At 63.8% G+C, this 21051-nt stretch carries 19 protein-coding genes, 3 tRNA genes and 1 pseudogene; 19 read left to right on the top strand and 4 right to left on the bottom strand.

Features of this window, described 5'->3' with window-relative positions; genetic code table 11:
* Nucleotides 1-80: 80 nt before the first annotated feature.
* Nucleotides 81-551 (bottom strand): thioredoxin-dependent thiol peroxidase, encoded by a 471-nt coding sequence (gene bcp, locus CKW39_RS06365; RefSeq protein WP_095797319.1) that lies wholly within the window; start codon nt 549-551, stop codon nt 81-83.
* Between the two features lie 206 nt (nt 552-757).
* Between bcp and CKW39_RS06360 the strand changes: the two genes are divergently transcribed.
* The gene (locus tag CKW39_RS06360; RefSeq protein WP_095797318.1) at nt 758-1246 is read left to right on the top strand and encodes a MarR family winged helix-turn-helix transcriptional regulator; all 489 of its coding nucleotides are present in this window, start codon (nt 758-760) and stop codon (nt 1244-1246) included.
* 118 nt (nt 1247-1364) lie between these two features.
* On the opposite strand, the gene CKW39_RS06355 is transcribed toward CKW39_RS06360, so the two are convergent.
* Nucleotides 1365-1437, bottom strand: a tRNA-Lys gene (locus CKW39_RS06355).
* Between the two features lie 197 nt (nt 1438-1634).
* Here CKW39_RS06355 and CKW39_RS15790 point away from each other — a divergent pair.
* From CKW39_RS15790 to CKW39_RS06290, 14 genes are all read left to right on the top strand, one after another.
* Nucleotides 1635-2387 (top strand): integrase, encoded by a 753-nt coding sequence (locus CKW39_RS15790; protein ID WP_254049310.1) that lies wholly within the window; start codon nt 1635-1637, stop codon nt 2385-2387.
* Complete coding sequence (locus tag CKW39_RS15785; RefSeq protein ID WP_254049309.1) at nt 2384-2845, top strand: hypothetical protein; 462 nt, start codon at nt 2384-2386, stop codon at nt 2843-2845. Before CKW39_RS15790 ends, CKW39_RS15785 begins: the two co-directional genes overlap by 4 nt.
* 124 nt (nt 2846-2969) lie before the next feature.
* Nucleotides 2970-3956 (top strand): NAD(P)-dependent oxidoreductase, encoded by a 987-nt coding sequence (locus CKW39_RS06345; RefSeq protein WP_095797317.1) that lies wholly within the window; start codon nt 2970-2972, stop codon nt 3954-3956.
* A 293-nt stretch (nt 3957-4249) separates the two neighbouring features.
* Nucleotides 4250-6130 carry an acetolactate synthase large subunit gene (locus CKW39_RS06340; RefSeq protein WP_095797316.1) on the top strand — a complete coding sequence of 627 codons (1881 nt, stop codon included), beginning with the start codon at nt 4250-4252 and terminating at the stop codon, nt 6128-6130.
* A gap of 3 nt (nt 6131-6133) precedes the next feature.
* Nucleotides 6134-6643, top strand: a complete 510-nt coding sequence (ilvN, locus tag CKW39_RS06335) for an acetolactate synthase small subunit (protein WP_095797315.1) — start codon at nt 6134-6136, stop codon at nt 6641-6643.
* Between the two features lie 90 nt (nt 6644-6733).
* A complete protein-coding gene (gene ilvC / locus CKW39_RS06330; RefSeq protein WP_095797314.1) occupies nt 6734-7759 on the top strand; it encodes a ketol-acid reductoisomerase in 1026 nt (341 codons plus the stop codon).
* Between the two features lie 146 nt (nt 7760-7905).
* The gene (gene metG / locus CKW39_RS06325; protein WP_095797313.1) at nt 7906-9459 is read left to right on the top strand and encodes a methionine--tRNA ligase; all 1554 of its coding nucleotides are present in this window, start codon (nt 7906-7908) and stop codon (nt 9457-9459) included.
* A 131-nt stretch (nt 9460-9590) separates the two neighbouring features.
* A complete protein-coding gene (locus CKW39_RS06320; RefSeq protein ID WP_095797312.1) occupies nt 9591-10670 on the top strand; it encodes a 3-isopropylmalate dehydrogenase in 1080 nt (359 codons plus the stop codon).
* A gap of 26 nt (nt 10671-10696) precedes the next feature.
* The gene (locus CKW39_RS06315) at nt 10697-11794 is read left to right on the top strand and encodes a branched-chain amino acid aminotransferase (protein ID WP_095797311.1); all 1098 of its coding nucleotides are present in this window, start codon (nt 10697-10699) and stop codon (nt 11792-11794) included.
* 54 nt (nt 11795-11848) lie between these two features.
* Nucleotides 11849-12622, top strand: coding sequence for a fumarylacetoacetate hydrolase family protein (locus tag CKW39_RS06310; protein ID WP_095797310.1), 774 nt, complete (start codon nt 11849-11851; stop codon nt 12620-12622).
* Nucleotides 12623-12766: 144 nt separating this feature from the next.
* Complete coding sequence (gene gltX / locus CKW39_RS06305; protein WP_095797309.1) at nt 12767-14281, top strand: glutamate--tRNA ligase; 1515 nt, start codon at nt 12767-12769, stop codon at nt 14279-14281.
* Nucleotides 14282-14366: 85 nt separating this feature from the next.
* Nucleotides 14367-14438 (top strand) — tRNA-Gln (locus CKW39_RS06300).
* Between the two features lie 121 nt (nt 14439-14559).
* Nucleotides 14560-14632, top strand: a tRNA-Glu gene (locus tag CKW39_RS06295).
* A 459-nt stretch (nt 14633-15091) separates the two neighbouring features.
* Nucleotides 15092-15595, top strand: coding sequence for a GNAT family N-acetyltransferase (locus CKW39_RS06290; protein ID WP_095797308.1), 504 nt, complete (start codon nt 15092-15094; stop codon nt 15593-15595).
* A gap of 24 nt (nt 15596-15619) precedes the next feature.
* Here the strand turns inward: CKW39_RS06290 and CKW39_RS06285 are convergent, their stop codons facing one another.
* On the bottom strand, nt 15620-16084 hold the full coding sequence (locus CKW39_RS06285; protein ID WP_095797307.1) for an arsenate reductase ArsC: 465 nt from the start codon (nt 16082-16084) through the stop codon (nt 15620-15622).
* Between the two features lie 14 nt (nt 16085-16098).
* Here CKW39_RS06285 and CKW39_RS06280 point away from each other — a divergent pair, with 14 nt between their 5' ends.
* From CKW39_RS06280 to CKW39_RS06270, 3 genes are all read left to right on the top strand, one after another.
* A complete protein-coding gene (locus CKW39_RS06280) occupies nt 16099-16476 on the top strand; it encodes a helix-turn-helix transcriptional regulator (protein WP_238663098.1) in 378 nt (125 codons plus the stop codon).
* Nucleotides 16477-16541: 65 nt separating this feature from the next.
* Complete coding sequence (locus tag CKW39_RS06275; RefSeq protein WP_095797306.1) at nt 16542-18296, top strand: dynamin family protein; 1755 nt, start codon at nt 16542-16544, stop codon at nt 18294-18296.
* Entirely contained in the window at nt 18293-19960 is a 1668-nt protein-coding gene (locus CKW39_RS06270; RefSeq protein ID WP_173674289.1) for a GTPase, read from the top strand. The genes CKW39_RS06275 and CKW39_RS06270 overlap by 4 nt, the downstream gene beginning before the upstream one ends.
* A gap of 29 nt (nt 19961-19989) precedes the next feature.
* Here CKW39_RS06270 and CKW39_RS06265 read toward each other — a convergent pair whose 3' ends face one another.
* Nucleotides 19990-20688: a YafY family protein gene (locus tag CKW39_RS06265; protein ID WP_095797305.1), complete on the bottom strand. Its 699-nt coding sequence runs from the start codon at nt 20686-20688 to the stop codon at nt 19990-19992.
* A 73-nt stretch (nt 20689-20761) separates the two neighbouring features.
* On the opposite strand from CKW39_RS06265, the pseudogene CKW39_RS15780 reads away from it, so the two are divergent.
* Nucleotides 20762-20926 (top strand): annotated as a pseudogene (locus tag CKW39_RS15780) (alpha/beta hydrolase); the annotation flags it as partial.
* Between the last annotated feature and the right edge of the window lie 125 nt (nt 20927-21051).

Below are 21051 nucleotides of genomic sequence, written 5' to 3'. Positions count from 1 at the left end.
CAACCATGGTAACCGGACAACCACCGCGCATTGTGCCGCCCCGCGGGCAGGGGCCCGCAGTGCAGCAGCAACGACGCCGCTCAGTCCAGCTTGAGGTCGCGGCGCAGCTTGGCCACGTGGCCCTTGGCGCGCACGTTGTGTTGGGCGAGCTCCACGTTTCCAGCGGCGTCCACCACAACGGTGGAGCGGATAAGACCTTCATAGGTCTTCCCATAGTTCTTCTTCTCGCCCCAGGCTCCGTAGGCCTCGGCCACTCTGTGATCCTCGTCGGAAAGCAACGGGAAGGTGAGTTCTTGCTTGTTCGTGAATCGCTCGAGGGCTGCCGGCGCGTCAGGGGAAATGCCCAGCACCGCGAAACCCTCGGACGTGAACGCGGCCAGGTTGTCGCGGAAATCACAGGCCTGCGTGGTGCAGCCGGGCGTTGAGGCCTTCGGGTAGAAGTAGACGATCACCCGCTGGCCGCGGAAGTCGGCCAGCGACACGTCCCGACCGTTAGCGTCGGGCAGGGTGAATTCGGGTGCGGGTTCTCCGACGATCAACGTGCTTGTCATAGAGGGGATTCCTTTCCAATGAGTGACAGTCGTCTCGCATCTCGACTGGCTGCGCGATAGCATGACAGTGTTACAACTGAAGAGTTCGAAGGCAGGTTCATGCGTAGGTTATCCGCTTGAGCGTAGAAATCTATGTCATAAATTTGCCTTATCAGTACCCTGACCATAGTCTGATGGGTTGATCCGAAGCGGGTATAGTAGAGCGTATGTCTTATAGAAACCAGTGGCCCACGAATCGCCTGCTTTCCACGGCAGCGCGTCTAGTGGAGCATGCGTGGAACGAGAGCCTGGCATCTCTCGGTATTACCCACGCGGGCGTGATGGCCCTGGACGTCCTGCAAGCTGAGGGCAGCATGACCCAAGCGCAACTCGCACACAAGGTCCGCGTTCAAGCGCAGACCATGGGCAAGACCCTGCACCGACTGGAAGTCCACGGGCACATCACCCGATCCAAGAACGTTCGTGATCGCCGTTCACACGTCGTGTCCATTTCTCCCGAGGGGGAGCAGGTGCTGGCCACGGCCTCCAAACTGGAAAACGATCTGCTGGGTGAAGGCACCCTGGTGGATGAGAACCTCCGTCGTTCCTTGGCGGAGATCATTTCAACTCTGGGTGGCGCCCGGTGGAAGCTGGAAGTTTCCGACGACGGTGTGGTGCGGCAGGGCAGTGACGATCCCGTGACGGCCAAACAGTAAATTTCTGAGCAACTGCGCCACCCTTCCCAGGGTGGCGCAGTTTTTCTGTGCACCGGAGGCTCGGAAAGTAAAAAAATCCGGCCACATTGCTAGTGCAATGCGGCCGGATCATTCGGGGTGCGCCCCCTGGGACTCGAACCCAGAACCCATTGATTAAGAGTCAATTGCTCTGCCAATTGAGCTAGAGGCGCTGGCGTTACCGAAGAAGAAAGTTAGCACATGATCGGATCCGTGAGGAACCGCTCCGTGCCGGGTTTCCCCTGCGCAACGAGAGATAACTTTAGCACCGCATGGCGATCTGTCCAATTCAGCGACGAGACTCAGCTAAAAGGTCCGGGAACGGGAGCGGGTGCCTCACGTAAGAATGTCCGCGTAGTTCCCTGGGGTGATGAGCAGGGAGTTGTCGATGGCGTCGCGCCGTGAGATCACGAAGAAGTTCGCCCGCGAGTACGCGAAGGCGGGCAAGGTCGAGAAAAGCCGACTGCTGGATGAGTTGGTGCATGCCACGGGCTGGACTCGTGATCATGCCCGTCGCGCGATCCGCGCCGCGAACACGCGCAAGGGCGCTGCGAGCCAGCAGCAACGCAAGCCGCGGCCACGGAAGTACTCCTACGACGCGCTGGTCGTGTTACAGGAGGTATGGCGGCTGTCTGGCCAACCCTCGGGGAAGTACCTGGCCGCGATCATGGACGACACCCTCGAACGGCTGGTCCGGTTTCGGGAGCTGGGCAAAGTCGAACCACGCCTTACCCCGGAGGTGTTGAACGAGGTGCAATCGATGAGTGCGGCAACGATCGACCGGTACCTGAAGCCGCACAAGGACGCCGCGTACCCGATTGCGTTGTCGGGCACGAAACCATCGCATATTCTGCGTTCGTCGGTCCCGACGCGCACCAGCATGGACGCCCCACTCACCACTGCGGGGTTCCTGGAGCTGGACACCGTCGCGCACTGCGGCCACACTCTCAAGGGCGAGTTCTTGCGCACTCTGACGGGCACCGACCCGGTGGCGGGGTGGACAATGCTGCGCACGATCCGCAACAACGCCTACGTCCACATCCACGGTGCCCTCGAATGGATGCGCTCCCACGCCCCGTCCCGGTCGCCGGGGTGGACTTCGATAACGGGTCGGAGTTCATGAACTGGGGTGTGATCGCCTGGGCCGACACGCACGAGATCCCCGTCACCCGGGGCCGTCCCTACAAGCACAACGACAACGCCAACGTCGAGCAACGCAACGGCGACTGGGTCCGCAGACATGCGTTCCGCTACCGCTACGAGACCAAGCACGAGATGGATCTGCTCAACGAGCTCTGGGGCCTGGTGATGGCCCGCAAGAACTACCTCCTGCCCTGTGTGAAAGCCGTGGACTGGGCCCACACGAAAGCCGGGCGGAAGAAGCGGATCTACGACGCCCCGCGCACCCCATACCAGCGGCTGCTCGACGCCGGCGTCCTCGACACCAAGACCACCGACCGCCTAACCCGCGAACACGAAACACTCAACCCAGCACAGATCACCCGACGGATCACCCAGATCCAGCAGCAACTCATCGAATTAGCCGCCGCACGCACCCAGGGCACCCGCCCCGCCGCGTGAGCTACGCGGACATTTCACCTGAGGCAAGCACGAACACCATCCGGACATCTTGACATGAGGCAAGACGTCCAGCGTGCGTGGCGCCGGACACGTTCCCAGCGGGGCTCGCACGTACCATGGAGCCATGACTTCTCAGCACCCCGACGTTGCCTTGTCAGACCTGCGCGTGATCTCACTGCCCGAGCAAAAACTCTTCGATCAGATCAGCGACGAACTCAGGGACTTCACCTGTGTGCTGTGGGATTTGGAAGGTGAGCCTGAGGGTTGCGCCCGCGAGGACATCGATATCGCCGTGGCTCCGTACTTCAGCGGTCGCTGGATGAAGGACCCGTCCGTGGTGGAGAACGTCAAGCTTCTGCAATTGCAGTCCACCGGCTACAACGGGGTGCCAGAACGAATCGGCCCGGACGTCGCACTCGCCTCGGCGGGCTGGGTACACGCAGCCGGCACCGCTGAGATCGCGGTGGGTCTGATCATCGCCGCCCAGCGAAACATGGATCGGGCGATCCTGCAGCAGAAGGAAGGTGTCTACAAGCGGTACTTTTCCCGCGCCGTGGCCGACTCCCGGGTCGCCGTGGTGGGCATCGGGGAAATCGGATCGGCCGTGATTGACCGCCTGCGCCCGTTCGAGGTTGAGATCACCCGCGTGGCGTCGTCGGCCCGGGAGGATGAACAGGGCCAGGTGCGCGGCGTTGATGAACTGGACCAGATCCTGCCCGAAACCGACATTCTGGTGGTGGCCCTGCCCCTGACCGAGAAGACGGAGAACTTGTTCAACGCCGCGATGCTCGCCAAACTGCCCGACGACGCCCTGGTGGTCAACGTGGGTCGCGGCTCGTTGGTCAACACGGACGCGTTGACCGAAGAAGTGGTCGCGGGCCGGCTCCGTTGCGCTCTCGACGTGGTTGATCCTGAACCCCTGCCCGGTGACCATCCGCTCATGAGCGCGGCGGGCTCCATCGTGCTGCCGCACGTGGGTGGCTCCAACGTGTCTTATCGGCCGCGCGTGCGGGATCTGATCCTGCAGCAGATCGAACTCATCAAAGCCGGTAAGGCGCCGCAATTTTTGGTGCAATCCGGGCGACTCGATCTCGATTCCGCGGGGGAGTAGTTCATAATGTGAGACATGGTGTCCGAAGATTGACACAAGAGACGCGCGCCTCACTACAGTGGGTGTCATGCAGTTCGCACCCAGTGACGTCGTAGACCTTGGAGTCGTTGTTCTTATCGGACATCGGGCCTGAGGAAAATACGTCGCGCGTGGACACAGGCCCGAACGCTCACGAAACCCGTGGCGTGAGGGCCTTTCCTTATGTATAACGACCCGCATCGGCTCACCGTTATCGGTCAGGGGACGGCCCGCCCGGCGTTCAGCACCAACAGCAGGTAAAGGAAATATCCACTATGAGTAAGGATCAGCCGATCTCACCGGCCGTGATGGCCCATCGGCGAGCCGAGAACACCTCCGCGTCACTGGTGGGCGCGGAGACGGATCAGCACCCCGTGGCCACCGCGGTGGTCGGTGCTGAGGGCCCGGAGGAAATGACGGGTTCGCGAGCCATCATCCGTTCACTCGAGCAGCTCGGGGTCACGGATGTCTTCGGTCTCCCGGGTGGTGCAATCCTTCCCACTTATGACCCCCTGATGGACGCGGAGAAGATCAACCACATCCTGGTGCGTCACGAGCAGGGCGCGGGACACGCCGCCGAAGGTTATGCCTTGGCATCCGGTCGCACGGGTGTCTGCATTGTGACCTCGGGCCCCGGTGCCACCAACCTGGTCACCGCTCTTGCGGACGCCAATATGGACTCGATCCCCATGGTGGCCATCACCGGTCAGGTCTCGAGCGCATTCATTGGAACCGACGCGTTCCAGGAAGCGGACATCGTGGGCATGACCATGCCCATCACCAAGCACTCCTACTTGGTGACCGATCCCAACGTCATTCCCCGGGTGTTGGCCGAGGCCTTCCACCTGGCTTCGACCGGTCGTCCGGGTCCCGTCCTGGTGGACGTCTCCAAGGACGCCCAGGTCTCGACCATGACGTTCAACTGGCCGCCCCAGCTGGATCTGCCCGGTTATCGCCCGGTCACGCGCGGTCACTCCAAGCAGATCAAGGAAGCGGCCCGCCTCATTGCGGCCGCCGATCGCCCGGTGCTCTACACGGGCGGCGGAACCATGCGCGCCGACGCCGCTGCGGAGCTCCTCGAACTCGCGGAGCTCACCGGAGCGCCCGTGGTCACCACGCTGACGGCGCGAGGCGTGTTCCCGGATTCGCACGAGCTGAACCTGGGTATGCCGGGCATGCACGGCACGGTGCCGGCCGTGTACGCGATGCAGCAATCGGACCTGCTGATCACCCTGGGCGCGCGCTTCGACGACCGCGTCACCGGTCAGCTGGACACTTTCGCACCGAACGCCAAGGTGATCCACGCGGACATCGACCCCGCCGAGATCTCTAAGAACCGTACGGCGGACGTCCCGATCGTGGGCGACCTCAAGACCGTGATTCCGGACCTGACGGATGCGGTCCGGCAGGAATTCGAGACCGCCGAGAAGCCGGACCTCGGCACGTGGTGGACCACGCTGTCCACCCTGCGCGACACCTACCCGCTGGGCTACACCCGCACCGATGACGGACTGGGCAGCCCCCAGCACGTGATCGAGCGCATCTCGGCCCTGACCGGCCCGGAGGCCGTGTATGTGTCCGGCGTGGGTCAGCACCAGATGTGGTCCGCCCAGTTCGTTGACTACGAGCGTCCCCGCCAGTGGCTGAACTCGGCAGGCCTGGGCACCATGGGCTTCGCCGTTCCCGCCGCCATGGGCGCACAGGTGTCCCAGCCGGACCGCGTGGTGTGGGCGATCGACGGCGACGGCTGCTTCCAGATGACCAATCAGGAACTGGCCACGTGCGTGATCAACAACATCCCCATCAAGGTCGCGGTGATCAATAACTCGTCGCTGGGCATGGTGCGTCAATGGCAGACCCTGTTCTACGACGGTCGTTACTCCAACACCGAGTTGAACACCGGTCACAATTCACGCCGCGTACCGGACTTCGTGAAGCTGGCCGAGGCCTACGGTTGCGCTGCCCTGCGTTGCGAAAGCGACGACGAGGTGGATGACGTGATCAAGCAGGCCTTGGAGATCAACGACCGGCCCGTGGTGATCGACTTCGTGGTGTCCGCCGACGCCATGGTCTGGCCCATGGTGCCCTCGGGCGTGTCCAACGACCAGATCCAAATTGCCAAAAACCTGACTCCTGACTGGAACTCGGAGGACTAATCAATGAGCCGTCATACTCTCTCCGTTCTGGTTGAAGACAAGCCCGGCGTGCTGACGCGCGTTGCCGGTTTGTTCGCTCGCCGTGCGTTCAACATCCACTCCCTGGCCGTGGGCCCCACGGAGCTTCCGGGGATTTCCCGGATCACCGTGGTGGTGGATGCTGACGGCGAATTGCTGGAGCAGGTCACCAAGCAATTGAACAAGCTCATCAATGTCATCAAGATTGTTGAGCTCGCCCCGGAGAACTCCGTGCAGCGTGACCACATCATGGTCAAGGTGCGCGCGGATGCGTCCACGCGTTTGCAGGTCACTCAGGCTGCAAACCTGTTCCGGGCCACCATTGTGGATGTCTCCACCGAGTCCGTGGTCATCGAATCCACGGGCGCACGGGACAAGATCCACGCCCTGCTGGACGTGTTGGAACCGTTCGGCGTGCGAGAAATCGTTCGTGCTGGCACGCTGGCCTTGGGACGCGGTCCCAAGTCCATGTCGGACCGCGCGCTGCGGCACTAGCACCACCTCACCCTTGATCGGGTTCCGCTCGGGACGCGGTGCTCGATCTGAACAGCAGTCCCACCATCGAATGAGGAGATAGACAACCCCATGGCAAAGATCTACTACAACGACGATGCAGATCTGTCGATCATCCAGAACCGCTCCGTGGCCATCATCGGTTACGGCTCCCAGGGTCACGCCCACGCGCTGAACCTGCGTGATTCCGGCGTGGACGTCCGCATCGGTCTGGCCGAGGGTTCCAAGTCTCGTGCGAAGGCTGAAGCACACGGTCTGCGCGTGCTCACCGTGGCCGAGGCCGCCAAGGAAGCCGACGTCATCATGATCCTGACCCCGGACCAGGTCCAGGCCAAGGTCTTCGAGGAGTCCATCAAGGACAACCTGAACGAGGGCGACGCCATCTTCTTCGCCCACGGTTTCAACATCCGTTTCGGTTACATCAAGGCCCCTGAGGGCGTTGACGTGGCCATGGTCGCACCCAAGGGTCCCGGCCACACCGTGCGCCGCGAGTTCGAAGCCGGCCGCGCCGTGCCCGACCTCGTGGCCGTCGAGGTCGACGCTTCCGGCAAGGCACTCGAGCTGGCACTGTCCTACGCCAAGGGCATCGGTGGCACCCGCGCCGGCGTCATTGAGACCACCTTCACCGAGGAGACCGAGTCGGACCTGTTCGGCGAGCAGGCCGTACTGTGCGGCGGCATGTCGCACCTGGTGCAGCAGGGCTTCGAGGTCCTCACCGAGGCCGGCTACCAGCCGGAGATCGCCTACTTCGAGGTGCTCCACGAGCTCAAGCTGATCGTGGACCTGATGGTCGAAGGCGGCATCGCCAAGCAGCGCTGGTCCATCTCCGACACCGCTGAGTACGGCGACTACGTCTCCGGCCCGCGCGTGGCTGACGCTCACGTCAAGGAGAACATGCAGGCAGTTCTCAAGGACATCCAGGACGGCACCTTCGCCAAGCGCTTCATGGAGGACCAGTCCAGCGGCGCCAAGGAGTTCAAGGAGCTGCGCTCCAAGGAAGAGTCCCACCCCATCGAGGAGACCGGCCGCGAACTGCGCTCCCTCTTCGCGTGGGAGCAGACCGATGAGGACTACACCGAGGGCACTGCCGCTCGCTGATCGGTCCTGATCCGGCACTCCAGTTGGGTGCCGTAGTTCGATCGCCGACGCCGCCGCGAGAGTTCACGCGAACTCTCGCGGCGGCGTCGTGCTGTCCGGTGTTCCCGAAGCAAGAAAAGTGGCGGACGGTCGCTAGAGTGGAGGGCGTGAGCGAGCAGATTCCCTACTACCTGACCACCGCGATTTCCTACCCGAACGGGTCCCCGCACATCGGGCACGCGTACGAGGCGATTGCCGCGGACACCATGGCGCGATTCAAGCGACTGGACGGCTACGACGTGCGCTTCCAGACCGGAACGGACGAGCACGGCCAGAAGATGCAGCAGACCGCCGAGAAACAGGGCGTGTCGCCCCGTGAACTCGCGGACCAGAACGCCGCCCAGTTCAAGGACATGGACGACGAGCTGCAGGTCAGCTACGACCGTTTCATCCGCACCACGGACGAGGACCACTACGCCGCGAGCCAGGACATCTGGAAGCGGATGGAGGCCAACGGGGACATCTACCTGGACAAGTACGCCGGTTGGTACTCCGTGCGCGACGAGGCCTACTACGCCGAGGACGAGACCGAGGTCCGCGAGGACGGCCAGCGCTATTCGATCGGCACCGGCACCGAACTGACGTGGACCGAGGAGGAGAGCTACTTCTTCCGCCTCTCGGCCTACCAGGACAAACTGCTGGAACTGTACAAGACCGGCTTCGTGCAGCCCGAGACTCGCTCCCACGAGATCGCGTCCTTTGTGAACGGCGGTTTGCAGGACCTGTCGATCTCACGCACGACGTTCGACTGGGGTGTGCCCGTTCCGGGCAACCCGGACCACGTGATGTATGTGTGGGTGGACGCCCTGACCAACTACCTGACCGGTCTGGGCTACCCGGACACCGAGGACACCAACTTCCAGAAGTACTGGCCCGCGGATTTGCATTTGATCGGTAAGGACATCGCGCGATTCCACGCAGTGTTCTGGCCGGCATTCCTGATGTCCGCCGGACTGGAACTGCCCAAGCGCGTGTATGCCCACGGCTTCCTGTTCAACCAGGGCGAGAAGATGTCCAAGTCCGTTGGCAATGTGATCGACCCGCACTCACTCATCGAGGAGTACGGACTGGACCAGCTGCGCTTCTTCCTGTTGCGCGAGGTTCCTTTCGGCCAGGACGGCAATTACTCTCACGACGCGATTGCTTCACGCATCAACTCGGATCTGGCCAACGATCTGGGCAACCTGGCCCAGCGCAGTCTGTCCATGGTCGCCAAGAACCTTGGGGGAGTGGTCCCCGAACCGGGTGAGTTCACGGCCGAGGATCAGGCCATGCTCGACGAGGCCAACGCCGTGGTCGAGACGTTCCGCACCGCCTTTGACGCACAAGCGTTCCACCGCGGGTTGGAGGGTGTGTGGCGCGTGATCGCCAACGCCAACCGCTACTTCACGGCGCAGGAGCCGTGGGTGCTGCGTAAGACGGATCCCGAGCGCATGGCCACCGTGCTGTACGTGACCGCGGAAGTGCTGCGCATCGTGGCGATCCTGGTGCAGCCGGTCATGCCGGATTCCATGGCCAAGCTGCTGACCCAACTCGGTCAGCCCGAGGGTGAAGCCCGGCAGTACGCGGCGATTTCCCAGCGCCTCGCGCCCGGCACCGAGCTGCCCAAGCCGACCGGTGTGTTCCCGCGCTACGAAGAACCCGAGGTCCTCAAGGACTGAACGCACGAGCTGTAGGTGATGCGGCGGCGTCGTCATGGGAACATTGCGGCGCCGCCGTCTTGCTGTCTCAATATCCGAGACACGAATTCACGTTGTGGAATACCCGCGCCCGCCGGATTTAGGCTGGGAGCATGAGCGAAGCATCGTCGAACGCAGCCACCAAGTACTCGATCGCCGTGATTCCCGGAGACGGAATCGGCCCCGAGGTCGTTGCCGAGGCGGTGAAAGTACTCGATGCCGTGACCGAACCCGCGGGCATCACCCTGGACAAGACCACCTACCCGCTGGGCGCGGAGCACTGGTTGGCCACGGGCGAAGTCCTCAGCGACGAGACCATGGACAAACTTCGCGGCCACGACGCTATCCTGTTCGGCGCGGTCGGTGCGGCCCCCAATGACACCCGCATTCCCTCCGGAATCCTCGAGCGTGATCTGCTGCTGAAACTGCGCTTCACGTTCGATCACTACATCAACCTGCGCCCGGCCACCCTGTACCCGGGAACCACCAGCCCGCTGGCCGAGCCCGGAGACATCGATTTCGTGGTGGTCCGCGAAGGCACCGAGGGCCTCTACGCCGGCAACGGCGGCCGCGTGCGCCAAGGCACCGAGCACGAGATCGCGACCGAGGTCTCGATCAATACCGCCCACGGTGTGCGCCGCCTGGTCAAGTACGCGTTCGAGCTGGCCCAGAAGCGTCCCCGCAAGAAGCTCACCCTGGTGCACAAGCACAACGTGCTGGTCAACGCTGGTCGCCTGTACCAGGAGACCGTCAACGAGTTCGCGCCGCAGTACCCGGACGTCACCGTGGACTATCTGCACATCGATGCCGCCACGATCTTCCTGACCACCGATCCCTCCCGGTTCGACGTGATCGTGACCGACAACCTGTTCGGCGACATCCTCACGGACCAGGCGGGCGCCGTGACCGGCGGTATCGGCCTGGCACCGTGCGGTAATATCAACGCAGATCGCACCGCGCCGTCCATGTTCGAGCCCGTTCACGGTTCCGCTCCGGACATCGCGGGAACCGCAACAGCTCAGCCGGTGGCTTCCATCCTCGCCGCCGCCATGATGCTGGAACACCTGGGCCACGAGGATCTCGCAGACCAGATCAACCAGGCAGTGCGCCGGGATCTCGAGACGCACGGCAATGAGCAGCGCAGCACCGATCAGGTGGGTGACCACATTGTGGCCGCCCTGAAAGCCGCCTGAATCCGAGCAGTCGAAGGAGAACACTCTTGAGCACCCAGTTCGTCCGTCAGCCCAACCCGCATCCGGCCACCGGTGAGGTTCGGAACGCCATTTTGGCCAACCCCGGCTTCGGCGTGCATTTCACGGACAACATGATCTCCATCGACTGGACCGGTGACGTGGAGAAGGGCAACGGACAGTGGGAGAACCCGCGCCTGGAGGCGTACGGTCCCATCGCGTTGGATCCTTCCGCTGCCGTGTTCCACTACGGCCAGGAGATCTTCGAGGGGCTCAAGGCCTACCGGCACGAGGACGGCTCGGTGTGGACCTTCCGCCCGGAGGCGAACGCGGCTCGGTTGAACCAGTCCGCTGAGCGGCTGGCGCTGCCGGCCCTGCCCGAAGAAACGTTCGTGGATGCCGTGCGGGAATTGGTGAGCACGGACGAGAAGTGGGTGCCCTCCGGTGACGGCGAGTCCCTCTACCTGCGTCCTTTCATGATCGCGACGGAACCGTTCTTGGGCGTGCGTCCTTCGCGGCAGGCGCGGTTCTCGGTGATCGCGTCCCCGGCCGGTAATTACTTCGGCACCGTGGAGCCCGTGGACATCTGGTTGTCGCGCACCTACGCTCGCGCTGGCAAGGGCGGCACCGGTTCGGCCAAGTGCGGTGGCAACTATGCGGCGTCGTTGATTGCCCAAATGGAAGGTGACGCCCACGGCTGCAGCCAGGTGCTGTTCCTCGACCACGAGCGCGACGATGCCATTGAAGAACTCGGTGGCATGAACGTGTTCTTCGTGTTCAAGGACGGCCGCGTGGTGACCCCCGAACTCACCGGAACCATCCTCGAAGGCGTGACCCGCCGCTCGATCATCGAACTCGCCAAGGAACGCGGTCTGCAGGTCGAGGAACGTCGGTTCACGCTGGATGAATGGCGCGAAGGTAAGGCCTCGGGCGAGTTGACCGAGGTGTTCGCGTGCGGCACCGCGGCGGTCATCGCACCGGTTCGTCGTCTCGTCAGCAACGATGAAGTCATCGGTAACGAGGACGACCAGCCGGGCGAAGTCACCATGTCCCTGCGTCAGCAGCTGCTGGACATCCAGACCGGTCGCGTGGAGGACACGCACGGCTGGCTCACGCGACTGGCTTGATCGCTCACCGCTCAACGCGGGGTCGAGGTGGACCGTGCTGTGTAGCCTAAAGGCATGCGCATTGCACGGTTCACCTTTGACAATGAAATTCACTTCGGCGTGGTCTCCTGCCCCGAGGGTCAGGAGAAAATCACCTATCTTTCGGGCGACCCCCTCTACGTGGGCGTGCAGCCCCTCGATCGCACGGTGGACATCTCCGAGGTGCGGTTGCTGGCACCGGTGATTCCGCGCTCCAAGATCGTGTGTGTTGGTCGCAATTACGCGGACCACGCCGCCGAGATGGGTAACGAGCTGCCCACCAGCCCCATGCTGTTCTTCAAGCCCAACACGGCCGTCTCCGGTCCCGGCGACCCCGTGTCGTTGCCATCCTGGACCGAGCAGGTCTCCTACGAGGCGGAGCTCGCCGTGGTCATCGGGCGCATGTGTAAGGACGTTCCGGTCGAGCGCGTTCCCGAGGTCGTCTTCGGCTACACCGGGGCCAACGACCTCACCGCCCGCGACGCGCAGAAGACGGACGGTCAGTGGGCACGCGCCAAGGGTTTCGACGGCGCCTGCCCCCTGGGTCCGTGGGTCGAGACCGAGCTGGATACCACCTCACTCGCCGTACAGTCCCGCGTCAACGGGGAACTCAAGCAGGACGGCAACACCGGAGACATGGTCTTCGATGTGCCCACTCTGGTCTCCTACGTGTCCCAAGCATTCACGCTGCTGCCCGGTGACGTGATTCTCACGGGCACCCCGGCCGGTGTGGGCATCGTGGACGAGGGCGACACCTTGGACGTGGACATCGAAGGTATCGGTCGCCTCACCACGGTGCTGCGCCGATAGTCCCAGTCCCCGCAGCCGGTCTCCGGTGGTCGCAGTCCGCAGGGCTCTTATCCTGTAAAGCTGTGATCACCGGGTCCTGCAGAATGCCCCGAAGAACGGCGTGAATGCGGGCGCGGTGACACGTGAGCCTAGAATGGTCACATCATGACTGACCTCCAGACTTCACTTCACCCCACCGTTTCCGCCGACACTCCCGTGCGCGTCCGCTTCTGCCCGTCACCCACGGGCACTCCGCACGTGGGACTGATCCGCACCGCACTGTTCAACTGGGCCTGGGCCCGCCACACCGGCGGCACCATGGTCTTCCGCATCGAGGACACGGATGCCGCCCGCGACTCCGAGGAGAGCTTCGGCCAGATCCTCGACGCACTCGCCTGGTTGGGTATCGACTGGGACGAGGGCGTCAACGTGGGCGGCCCGCACGGGCCCTACCGCCAGTCCCAGCGCGGTGACATCTACCAGGACGTCCTGGCCAAGCTGGTCGAGTCCGGTCATGTGTACGAGGACTTCTCCACTCCGGACGAGGTGGAGGCGCGCCACAGGGCCAAGGGTGAGGACCCCAAGCTCGGTTACGACAACTATGACCGTGACCTGACCGATGAGCAGAAGCAGGCATTCCGCGACGAGGGCCGCAAGCCGGTGCTCCGTCTGCGCATGCCGGACGAGGACATCTCCTTCAACGACTTGGTCCGCGGTGAGATCTCCTTCAAGGCGGGGTCGGTGCCTGACTTCGTGGTGGCACGCGCCAACGGCAAGCCGCTCTACACCCTGGTGAACCCGGTGGATGACGCCTTGATGGGTATCACCCAGGTGCTGCGCGGCGAGGACTTGCTCTCCTCGACCCCGCGCCAGATTGCGCTGTACCGCGCGCTCATGGACATCGGAGTGGCCGAGTTCATCCCGGAGTTCGGTCACCTGCCCTACGTGATGGGTGAAGGCAACAAAAAGCTGTCCAAGCGCGATCCCGAATCCAACCTGTTCCACCACCGGGACAACGGCTTCATTCCCGAGGGTCTACTGAACTATCTTGCTCTGCTGGGCTGGTCACTGTCCGCGGACGAGGACATCTTCAGCGTGGAACAGCTCGTGGAGAACTTCGACATCCACAACGTTCTGGCCAACCCCGCGCGCTTCGACGTCAAGAAGGCCACGGCCATCAACGGCACCCACATCCGTTTGTTGGATCCGCAGGACTTCCGCAATCGTTTAATTCCGTACCTGCAGTCCGCCGGACTGGTGGGGGAGACCCTGACCGATGAGCAGAACACGATCCTGGATCAGGCAGCACCCCTGGTGCAGGAACGCATGAACCTGCTGGGCGAGACCCCGGGCCTGCTGGGATTCCTGTTCCGCTCCGATGATCAGATCCAAATCGCCCCGGATGCTCAGAAGCAGCTCAAGGAGAGCGCTCCGCAGGTTCTGCAAGCCGCCATTGATGCACTCGAGCCGCTGGAGGACTTCACTGCGGAGAACATCGAGACCGCTCTGCGCGAGGCAATTGTCGAGGGCTTGGAAATCAAACCGCGTCTGGCCTTCGGTCCCGTGCGCACAGCCGTGTCCGGTGAGCGAATCTCCCCGCCCCTGTTCGAGTCACTCGAAATCCTGGGTAAGGGATCCTCCCTGAACCGGATCAAGGCCCTCGCCGCGCAGCTCAGCTAGGCGCCCTTTCGTCGGTTTGGCTCCCGCGCAGCGAGCGGGTATAGTTATTGCTCGTTGCGCGGGAGCGAAAGCCCTAGCAAAACATTGGGATATGGTGTAATTGGCAACACAGCGGTTTCTGGTACCGTCGTTCTAGGTTCGAGTCCTGGTATCCCAGCGCTGACCATCCACTGATCTAGCAGCGGATGGAATGCACCGAGCGAGCAAGTTGGTGCTGGCACAATCTGATGTTACTGTTTAGTCCGTCGATTGAGCCGAAAAGCTTCTCGGTCAACTAGGGCCCCATCGTATAGCGGCCTAGTACGCCGCCCTCTCACGGCGGTAACGCGGGTTCGAATCCCGCTGGGGTCACGAATGTGACGAAACCCCGTCTCCTTTTGGAGGCGGGGTTTTTTCGTGCCCTGACGGCGGTGCCTATAACCCGGGTTAAAGGCCAGAAACGGGGGGTTATAGGCAGAAATGTGTGTATGGCCCGGGTGTGTCATGGGTGGTTTCGGCCGCCCCAGCCGTGTTGGATGCGGGTTATGGGCCAGAAACGGGGTTATAGGCCAGAAACGTGGTGCTGGTTCGGGTGTGTCATGGGTTCTGCCCACATCTGAGGGGCCGTTGGAACCCTCTACAACACTTCAGGCGTCGTTAGAGCCTTTTTCGGCGACCGGGAGGGTTCTTACAGTGCACCAGGTGGGTCGGAGGGTTCTCGCGGCCCCCGGGATGTGGGTGACGCTGCCCGAGGAGGCGAGGAGGCGAGGAGGCGAGGAGCCGGCGTCGTCGGCGGATGTACGATTTTCGGTCGGTTCATAGACTGATGGCATGATCTTTCGCGTTTCCGACCTCACATCCGATGACCTCGAAGCGCTCACCGGCCTGATCATGGACGACGACGGGTACTCCATGCGCGTGTTCGGGCGGCCACCCAAGGCCGACGCCGCTCGAGACGTTCTCCTCGCTCGGCCACCTAGTCTTGGCCCCGAGTCCAAGATCACCCTGGGGTTGTGGGACGATGACCGACTTATTGGGGTGGCAGATGCTGTGCGCGACTACCCGCAAGCACATGTCATGTACGTGGGTCTGCTTCAGGTGGCCCCCGACAGCCACGGCAAGGGGGCCGGGCGAGCCCTTCATGATGCTCTGGTGGACCAGGCACGGAACTCTTCCGGGATCGCCACACTCCGGCTGTCGATCGTGGCGACCAACGCGGAGGCCGCGGAAGGGTTTTGGCGCCGGCTCGGATACGAACCCACGCGTGAGGCCAAGGAATGGGTGCGTGAGGACGGCGTGATCACCACCGCCCACATCTATGAAAAGGCGGTGTGACTCGACCCGGCCATGATCAAACCGCTACGAAGATTCCGTACCAGTCGGCACCAGTTCGTCGATCAAGTGCTCGACCCGTGCCCGGATCTCATCACGAATGGGCCGGACGGCGTTGATGCCCTGACCTGCGGGATCGTCGAGCTGCCAGTCCTCATAGCGTTTGCCGGGGAAGATCGGGCAGGCATCTCCGCAGCCCATGGTGATGACCACGTCGGACTCCTTGACGGCTTCCGTGGTGAGGATTTTCGGCTGAGCCGCGCTCATGTCGATGCCTTCTTCCGCCATGGCGTCGACGGCAACAGGATTGACCGAATCTCCCGGTGCTGATCCGGCGGAGCGAACCTCCACTCTGCCTTGAGAGAGGTGTGACAGGTACGCGGCCGCCATCTGGGAGCGACCCGCGTTGTGGACGCACACGAACAGGACGCTGGGTTTCGAGGATTCAGTGCCCACGATCCCGAGATTACGGATCACATCGACACTCGTCAATGTAAGATGGACGAATGACCGCCACATCAGAGCCCTTGGACGTCGCCTCCTCTGCGTGCTGCACACCCACCCCGGAGAGCAGCGAATGCTGCTCGCTGTCCCAGGGCGTTTTGAGCGCCCAGGATGCTCAGCGAGTGGCCGGGGTGCTCAAGGCGCTCGCGGATCCCATGCGTTTGCGGCTGCTGTCCCACATGGCGGCGCAGGGTTGCGACAGCGTGTGCTCGTGCAACTTCACGGATGAGCTGGGTATCAGCCAGCCCACGGTCAGTCACCACATGAAAAAACTCGTGGACGCGGGGTTGATCACGCGCGAGCAACGGGGGAAATGGGCGCATTACAGTGTGGTCCCGCAAGCGTTTGCGGAGGTTCGCACGCTGCTCGACCTGCGCTGAGCCACGGTGCGTGGCGTTTCCCGTGATACGCCGCGCAAGCGCCTGAACACTGGCACAATGGCGGCGTGAGCACCGAAAACGCATCTGCCACTCCGCTGATCGAAGCGCTTGAGCAGACCCGAGACCTGTTGAGCTCCACCACGTTGCCCCTCGCCACGGCCAGTGCGCCGCAGCAGCGCGAGACCGTCGGCCGGGCCGTTGCCCAGCTTGACGACTACGTGCTGCCGCGCGTTCGTTCCCTGGACGCCCCGCTGCTCGCGGTGGTCGGCGGCTCCACCGGCGCGGGTAAATCCACGCTGGTCAACGCACTCGTGGGGCACCCGGTGACCCGTTCCGGTGCCATCCGCCCCACCACGCGCCGACCGCTCCTGATCCATCATCCCAACGACGCCGCTGCGTTCACTTCCCAGCGCGTCCTCCCGCACCTGGCGCGCGTCCGCGGCAAGCTCATGGATCCCACCGTTACGGCTCCTGCCCCCAACGACGGCGATCGTCCGGTCGAGGACACCGGCTCCCTGGTGTTGCTCGCCGACGAGAAGATCCCGCAGGGCCTCGCGGTGCTCGATGCTCCGGACGTCGACTCCGTCTCGGACGACAACCGGGCGCTTGCCGCTCAACTGCTCTCCGCGGCTGACCTGTGGCTGTTCGTCACGACCGCCAATCGCTATGCGGATGCGGTGCCGTGGCAATTGCTGCGCAATGCGGCCGGCCGCGACATCACCGTGGCCGTGGTGCTGGATCGTGTGCAGGCGGCGTCGGCGGTGGAAATCCAGGATGACCTGCGCCGGATGCTGAACCAGGAAGGCCTGTCGCACGCGCCCATTTTCGTGGTGGAGGAATCTCCGCTCAACGAACTGGGCATGCTGCCGCCACACGTGGTGGCACCGTTGCGGGGCTGGCTCGAAGAGCTCGGGGCCGACGCCCAAGCACGCTCGGATATTGCGGCGCGCACCCTGGGCGGAGCCGTGCGCGAACTCGCGGACACCACCGATCGCACCGCGGACGCGGTGGAGGGCCAACAGCGCACGGAGGATCATTTGCGCCGTGAGGTGACCACCGCCTTCGATGACGCGCTGGAGGCCATTATCGACTCGACCCGTGACGGCACTCTGCTGCGCGGGGAGGTGCTCGCGCGCTGGCAGGACTTCGTGGGAACCGGTGAGTTCTTCCGAAACCTGGAGGCCGGGATCGGGCGGGTGCGCGACCGGATCACCGCGTTCTTCAAGGGCGAGCCCGCCCCGGAGGTTCAGGTCGAAGAAGCCATTGAAACCGGACTCCAGGCGGTGATCGTCGAGCATACGGCCCGGGCATCGGAGCTGGCCGAGCGGCGCTGGCGTGATGAAACCTCGGGGCAGGTTTTGCTTGCGGGTCGCGACTTGTCCGCACTGCCGGAGAACTATCCCGAGACCGCGGCCGAACACATCCGCGCGTGGCAGTCGGATGTCATGCTCATGATCCAGCAAGAAGGTGCGGGTAAGCGCACGCAGGCCCGCGCCATGTCCCTGGGCGTCAACGCGCTGGCCGTGATCCTGATGATCGGCGTGTTCTCCATGACGGGTGGCCTCACGGGCCTGGAAGTCGGCATTGCCGGTGGCTCCGGCGTGGTCGGCACCAAGCTGCTCGAGGCGGTTTTCGGCGAGGACGCCGTACGACGCATGAGCCAGAAGGCCCGCGAGAACCTGGAAACCCGCATCAAGCACCTGTTGGATCAGCGGGCCAAAGCGTTCCTGGACCGCGTGGACGAACTGGGCGAACACCCCACCGCGGGCGAGTTGCGCTCCGCTGCCCAGCACATTCGCACGGCCGGTGAAGCCCTGTGAAACTTCGCAACAAACAACCCGAGATCACACTGTCCGACCGGATCAAGGGTCTCGCGGAAGCCACGGAATTGGCCGGGGGTCGCCTCGATCAGGATGCCGTGACGGCAGCCCGTGACGCACTGGATCGTGCGGGGGAGCGGCGGGCCCTGTCCGCCGATCACACCGTGGTCGGTTTCTTCGGGGCCACCGGTTCCGGCAAATCCACGCTGTTCAACGCGGTGGTTGGACAGGAGTTGGCGCGCACCGCTGCGCGCCGACCGACGACCTCTCAACCGCTCGCCGCCATTTGGGGTGACGAGGGTAGCGAAGCCCTGCTCGACTGGTTGGACGTCAGCGATCGCCACGTCGTGGGGCCGGCGCTGAGCATCAGCACCGGTAAGGGTCGCAAGGCCAGCACCACGAGTGGCGGACTGGTCCTGCTGGATCTGCCCGACTTCGACTCGGTCACTCGAGAACATCGGGAGATCGTGGACCGCATGGTCGGCCTGGTCGATGTGGTCGTCTGGGTGGTCGACCCGCAGAAGTACGCGGACGCCGTACTGCACCAGGATTTCGTGCAACCGCTGTCCCGCCACGGAGCGGTGACCATGGTGGTGCTCAACCAAGCCGACCGTTTGGCGCCGTCGGACCTGCCCAACGTGTTGGCCTCGCTGCGAGAACTGCTCGCCCAGGACGGACTGCCCACCTCGGGGCCCAGCACCCCGGTGGCCGTGTCCGCACTGGCCGGTGACGGTGTTCCCGAATTGCGTGAGCGCATCCACGGGATCGCCGCGCACCGGGCGGCCGCGGGACAGCGGCTCGAAGCGGACGTGGTTCACGCCGGGCAAATGCTCGCGGAAGCAGCCGGTGAAGGCGATCCGCGTGGCATCACGCGCGAGGCGAGTGAGCGTTTAACCGCGGGCCTCGTTCGGGCCGCCGGCGTGGACCTCATTGCCGACGCCGCCGCACGCTCCTATCGCTTGCGCGCGGGCAAACACACCGGCTGGATCGCCACGCGCTGGCTCGCGAAGTTCCGCAAGGACCCGCTCAAGCGGCTGCACATCGAAAGCCATGACAAGGGCTCGGACCCCTCGGTCCACCGCACCTCACTGCCTCCCATGAACGCCGCGCAGAAGGCCGCAGCGGATTCGGCGGTCCGTAACTACGCGGACGCCGTGTCCGAGGGCGCCGGGGCACCGTGGCGACGCAGCGTGCGCGTGGCCGCCCGCTCCCACGAATCGCGTCTTCCGGATGCGCTCGACCAGGCTGTGGCCCGCACCAAGTTCTCCGCACGCTCCGCGTCCTGGTGGTGGATCATTTTCGACGTGCTGCAGTGGATTGCGATGGCCATGACCGTTCTGGGACTGCTCTGGCTGCTGGGCATGTTCGCCGCCGAATATTTCCAGATTCCGCTGCCCCCGCCACCCACGGTCGAAGGCTTCCCGCTTCCGGTGCCCACGCTCATGGTCATCACGGGCGTGGTGGTTGCGATCTTCTTGGCCATCACGGGCGGGGTGGTCGCCTCGATCGCCTCCCGCATGCGGGCCTCCCGACTACGACGCCGCCTGGGCGAGTCGGTGCGCGAGACCGCGCGCGAGCTCGTGGAGACCCCGGTGGAACGCGAACTCGAAGCGCATCGCCGCTTTGGAGACTCACTGGCCACGACCACGAGTCCCGTGGCCTAGGTGCTCATCGGAGAGGAGGACCGAGGCAGTCACTCGTCTCCGCCGTGCACTGGCCTGGCGTTCTCTGGAGGCTCTCCGACCTCGTGGACGGCATGGCCATTGCTGGCCGTCTTGGTGACGCTTGCCCGTTCGATGCGTGATACGGCGAACCATCGCATCGCGTCGCGCAAACGGCACCACCCGACCAGGTACCACCTCCCACTCGCCGAAGCGAACAGCACCGGCTCGACGTCACGAATCGTCGTGTTGCCGTCTCGTGATGTGTAGCGGATACGAATCACCCGTTGCTCGGCCATCGCCTCCTCCACTGCTGACCTGACGGCGCGAGAGGAGGCGGGAAGCGCGTCGATCCAGATTCGGTTGGCCAGCTCGTATGCATGCGCTCGGGTCCTGGAGTCGAGGACGTCCATGATCTTCCGGATGCCGGCCGCAGCCAGATCCGCGTAGGGAGCGTCGGGCGCGGCAGACACAGCCGCCATGAGCGCCACGGCCTGAGACGAGGACAGGGTGACGGGAGGCAGCGACCCGCTTTTGGCCAGCCCATACCCACCGCCCGGGCCCGGACGAGACCAGATCGGCTCACCACTGTTCTCCAGGGCACTGAGGTCTCGTTTGACAGTCCGCACCGACACCTCGAACTCTCGCGCCAACCGCTCAGCGGTGACGCCCCGCGCGCCGCTGCGACGCAACATCTCGGACAGGGCATGAAGACGTTCGGATCGCCTCACAGCTCAGGCCTTGGCCAATTCATGCCATAAATAGTGACACACTCTTGTCCATCTGGGCTGGGAGGGTAGCCACATGACAACTACTAAGAGCAGTCCAACCATCGTTCTCATCGCCGGCCATTGGCTGGGAGCGTGGGCATGGGACGAAACCCTTGAACACCTCGAAGCCGCCGACATTCGTGCAGTCGCGATGACTCTGCCTGGTCTCGACGGAGACGACAACAACCGTGCGGCTAAGCCTCGATCCACCGACTCAGGTTAGGGCCGGCGGCCGATATCCCGGATCGGCACTGAGCCGTTTTTTGGCGTGACGTGGTGGCCGGCCTCGCTACCGGTGGTGTTCCACTGATGTTCTTTCGGTTG

This window comes from Kocuria sp. WRN011 (genome assembly GCF_002295155.1).
Classification (GTDB): domain Bacteria; phylum Actinomycetota; class Actinomycetes; order Actinomycetales; family Micrococcaceae; genus Kocuria; species Kocuria carniphila.
The sequence above is the reverse complement of the archived record's forward strand: the minus strand, read 5'-3'. Positions and strand labels throughout refer to the sequence as shown.

Bases quoted from the DNA above. Each gene is read 5' to 3' on its own strand.
- bcp (WP_095797319.1), bottom strand. From the start codon at position 551: ATGACAAGCACGTTGATCGTCGGAGAACCCGCACCCGAATTCACCCTG.
- CKW39_RS06360 (WP_095797318.1), top strand. From the start codon at position 758: ATGTCTTATAGAAACCAGTGGCCCACGAATCGCCTGCTTTCCACGGCA.
- CKW39_RS15790 (WP_254049310.1), top strand. From the start codon at position 1,635: ATGAGCAGGGAGTTGTCGATGGCGTCGCGCCGTGAGATCACGAAGAAG.
- CKW39_RS15785 (WP_254049309.1), top strand. From the start codon at position 2,384: ATGAACTGGGGTGTGATCGCCTGGGCCGACACGCACGAGATCCCCGTC.
- CKW39_RS06345 (WP_095797317.1), top strand. From the start codon at position 2,970: ATGACTTCTCAGCACCCCGACGTTGCCTTGTCAGACCTGCGCGTGATC.
- CKW39_RS06340 (WP_095797316.1), top strand. From the start codon at position 4,250: ATGAGTAAGGATCAGCCGATCTCACCGGCCGTGATGGCCCATCGGCGA.
- ilvN (WP_095797315.1), top strand. From the start codon at position 6,134: ATGAGCCGTCATACTCTCTCCGTTCTGGTTGAAGACAAGCCCGGCGTG.
- ilvC (WP_095797314.1), top strand. From the start codon at position 6,734: ATGGCAAAGATCTACTACAACGACGATGCAGATCTGTCGATCATCCAG.
- CKW39_RS06320 (WP_095797312.1), top strand. From the start codon at position 9,591: ATGAGCGAAGCATCGTCGAACGCAGCCACCAAGTACTCGATCGCCGTG.
- CKW39_RS06310 (WP_095797310.1), top strand. From the start codon at position 11,849: ATGCGCATTGCACGGTTCACCTTTGACAATGAAATTCACTTCGGCGTG.
- gltX (WP_095797309.1), top strand. From the start codon at position 12,767: ATGACTGACCTCCAGACTTCACTTCACCCCACCGTTTCCGCCGACACT.
- CKW39_RS06290 (WP_095797308.1), top strand. From the start codon at position 15,092: ATGATCTTTCGCGTTTCCGACCTCACATCCGATGACCTCGAAGCGCTC.
- CKW39_RS06280 (WP_238663098.1), top strand. From the start codon at position 16,099: ATGACCGCCACATCAGAGCCCTTGGACGTCGCCTCCTCTGCGTGCTGC.